Annotated in this window: 2 protein-coding genes and 1 pseudogene; 2 read left to right on the top strand and 1 reads right to left on the bottom strand. The window is 73.1% G+C overall.

Going from position 1 to position 2660, the window contains the following annotated elements:
• On the top strand, positions 1 to 199 hold a 199-nt coding region (locus tag K6I34_RS35270), incomplete at its 5' end, for a hypothetical protein (protein WP_229332110.1).
• 194 nt (positions 200 to 393) lie between these two features.
• On the opposite strand, the gene K6I34_RS35265 is transcribed toward K6I34_RS35270, so the two are convergent.
• Positions 394 to 1797 carry a cytochrome P450 gene (locus tag K6I34_RS35265; RefSeq protein ID WP_229332109.1) on the bottom strand — a complete coding sequence of 468 codons (1404 nt, stop codon included), beginning with the start codon at positions 1795 to 1797 and terminating at the stop codon, positions 394 to 396.
• A 462-nt stretch (positions 1798 to 2259) separates the two neighbouring features.
• Between K6I34_RS35265 and K6I34_RS35260 the strand changes: the two are divergent.
• Positions 2260 to 2660 (top strand): annotated as a pseudogene (locus K6I34_RS35260) (hypothetical protein); the annotation flags it as partial.

Raw genomic sequence — 2660 nt, 5'->3', positions numbered from 1 at the left:
GTTCCACCACGATCACCGTGTCGAACTCCAGGCCAAGGGCCTGGAGTTCGACACGGTGATCGTGGTGGAACCCGCCGAGTTCGGGGTGAGCGACCTGTACGTGGCGCTCACCCGCCCGACGCAGCGCCTGGGCATCGTGCACGGGGCCCCGCTGCCGAGGGGGCTGGAATCGCCGGCGGGCGTCCCGGCAACCGCATGAGGCGGAGCGGCGTCTGAGGGGGCGTGACCGGGGACGATCCCCGGTCACGCCCGGTCTCGTCACCGGCCACGCTGACGAGATCACGACCACCACGGGGGACTGCACGTGATGGCGACGGCGACGGCGACCCGCTGCCTCCACCTGGCCCGCCACGGCGAGGCCACGCCCGACGGGAGCGCGCCCCGGCCGCGGCCTCAGCCCCGGCGCCGCACCGTGGCCCGCAAGGGTGACGCGGGCTGGAGGAGCAGTCCCACCTGCGTCTCCGGCTCGGTCGGGTCGATCTCCAGGCGCCAGCGCTGTGCCACCGTCGCGAGCAGCAGCGCCGCCTCCACCAGGGCGAAACGGGCGCCCAGACAGGTGCGTTGGCCGCCGCCGAAGGGAAACCAGGCGTGGTCGGGGACGGCGTCGGGCGCGTCGGGGTCCCAGCGCTCGGGGCGGAACGCCGTGGGATCCGCGAACCAGCGCGGATCGCGCTGGGTGGCCCACTGGCTGGCCCACACGATCGTCCCGGCGGGCACGGGCAGCCCGCCGAGCACGGCACCCTTCCTGGCCACGGCGGGGGTCAGCCACACCGGAGGGCGCACCCGCAGTGCCTCCTTGACGACCTGTCGGGTCCAGGTGAGCCGCTCGTAGTCGTCGATGTGCGGCGGCCGCCCGCCGAGCTCCCGGTCGAGCTCGGCCTCCAGCCGGGCGCGGGCGGCGGGCGTGGCCGACAGGAGGTACCAGGTCCACGTCAGCAGGGTCGAGGTGGTCTCGTGGCCCGCGGCCCACAGGGTCACCGCCTCGTCCCGCACCTCCTTCGCGGACAGCGGCCGTCCCCGCTCGTCGCGGGCCGCGAGCAGCCGGCCCAGCAGGTCGTCCCCATGCCCCTCGGCACCGGCCGCGGCCTGCCGCTCCCGGATCAGCCGGTGGACCTCGGCGTCGATGACCGCCACCGCGTCGCGCAGCCTCCGCCGGGCGGGCGTGGGCACCCAGCCGGGCAGGAAGAGGGACATGTCGTGCAGCTCCGCCCCGATCTCCCGCTCGGCCACCTGCATCGCGTCGCCGAGCCTGCGGGACTGGTCGCCGAGGTCGTTGCCGAACAGGGTGCGCACCACGATCCGCTGGGTGATGAGCGCCATCTCCCGGTGCACCTCGATGCGGCGGCCCTCCTGCCAGCCGTCGGCCGCCTCCCGGGCGCAGTCGGTCATGGTGGCGGCGTACGCGCGGACCTGGCGCGGGCGCACGGTCGGCTGGACGAGCGAGCGCTTGCGGCGCCAGTCCGCGCCCTTGCTGAGGAGGACGCTGTCCCCGGTCACCTGTTTGAACGCCCAGCCGATGTCCAGGATGTCGAAGCTGCGCTCCACGGCCCCCAGGAACTCGGCGATGTGCTCGGGGCGGAAGAGGAACAGGCTGCGCCGCGGCCCCAGCGACCAGCTCACCGCGTCGCCGTACTGGTCACGGAGCCGGATCACGAAGCCCATCGGGTCACGGCCGAACGCGGGCAGATTCCCCAGCAGCGGCAGCCCCGCCGGTCCGGGAACCGGACGCAGCGGACGCAGCGGAGGGACCGGAGAGGGGGGAGGGGCTGCCGGGGGCGTCGAGGCGGTCGAGGTCATGGCACGGCCCCCAAGCGCGGGAAGGCATCGGGCGAGCGGATGTTTTCGATGAATACCCATCACTCACCCCCATAAAAGAGGGAATCGGGTGATGTGCCGTCAGGTGACGGAGCCCGGCGGAGCCCGGCGGAGCCCGGCCCTCCGGTAGTCCCCGTGTCGCCCTCGTGCGACGCCCCGGCCCCGGCGTACGGGCCGGGGGTATTGACACCGCATATGTTCGGGGGCCCGTGCCCGAGGGCCGTGTGAAATCACGGAATGGAGAGCGGGGCGACGGCAACTCCGGCGGCGACTTCGGCGGCAACTCCGCATCGTGTAAATGCTGTGGAACCAGGTAATTCGGATGACCCGTTCCGTTTCGAGTTGAGGCTGAGTAGGGTGTGGCGTGCTGCCGAGGAAGCCAGGGGGTCCGTCATGGGCTGAGTTCGGCGCGGACGATGTCGTCGGCAGAAACGGCAGGGGAACATGACCGCTGGATTATTCGAGGGGCAGTACGTCTGGCATCCGGCGGCCGGGGACCATCGACTGGCACGCGCCTGCGTGGACGTTCGGGCGGGCCGATACCTCAGCGCGCAGGACGTCCTGGAAGAAACCCGGGAGGATTTCGGATTGCGTGCCCACCGGTCGTCCGTGCTCGCCTCGGAAGCGGCGGATTCGGATCTGACGGAGCGCTGGCTCGCCGAGCAGCCGTGCCCGGAGGCGGCACTGCTGTGGGCGCGTGTCGCCGTGCTGCGCGCGCTGCGCGCGGCCGACGCCGGCGACAGGCGGGCGGTCGCCCTGGGGCGCATCGCCCTGACCGCTTGCGAGCGGGCCGCGGAGGCGGCCCCCGACGACCCGACCCCCTGGGTGGCGAGGCTGACGCTCTG

Source organism: Streptomyces sp. UNOC14_S4 (assembly GCF_020740835.1).
In the GTDB taxonomy this organism is placed as follows: domain Bacteria; phylum Actinomycetota; class Actinomycetes; order Streptomycetales; family Streptomycetaceae; genus Streptomyces.
Note: the sequence above shows the minus strand (reverse complement) of the source record. Positions and strands in the feature narration are given on the sequence as shown.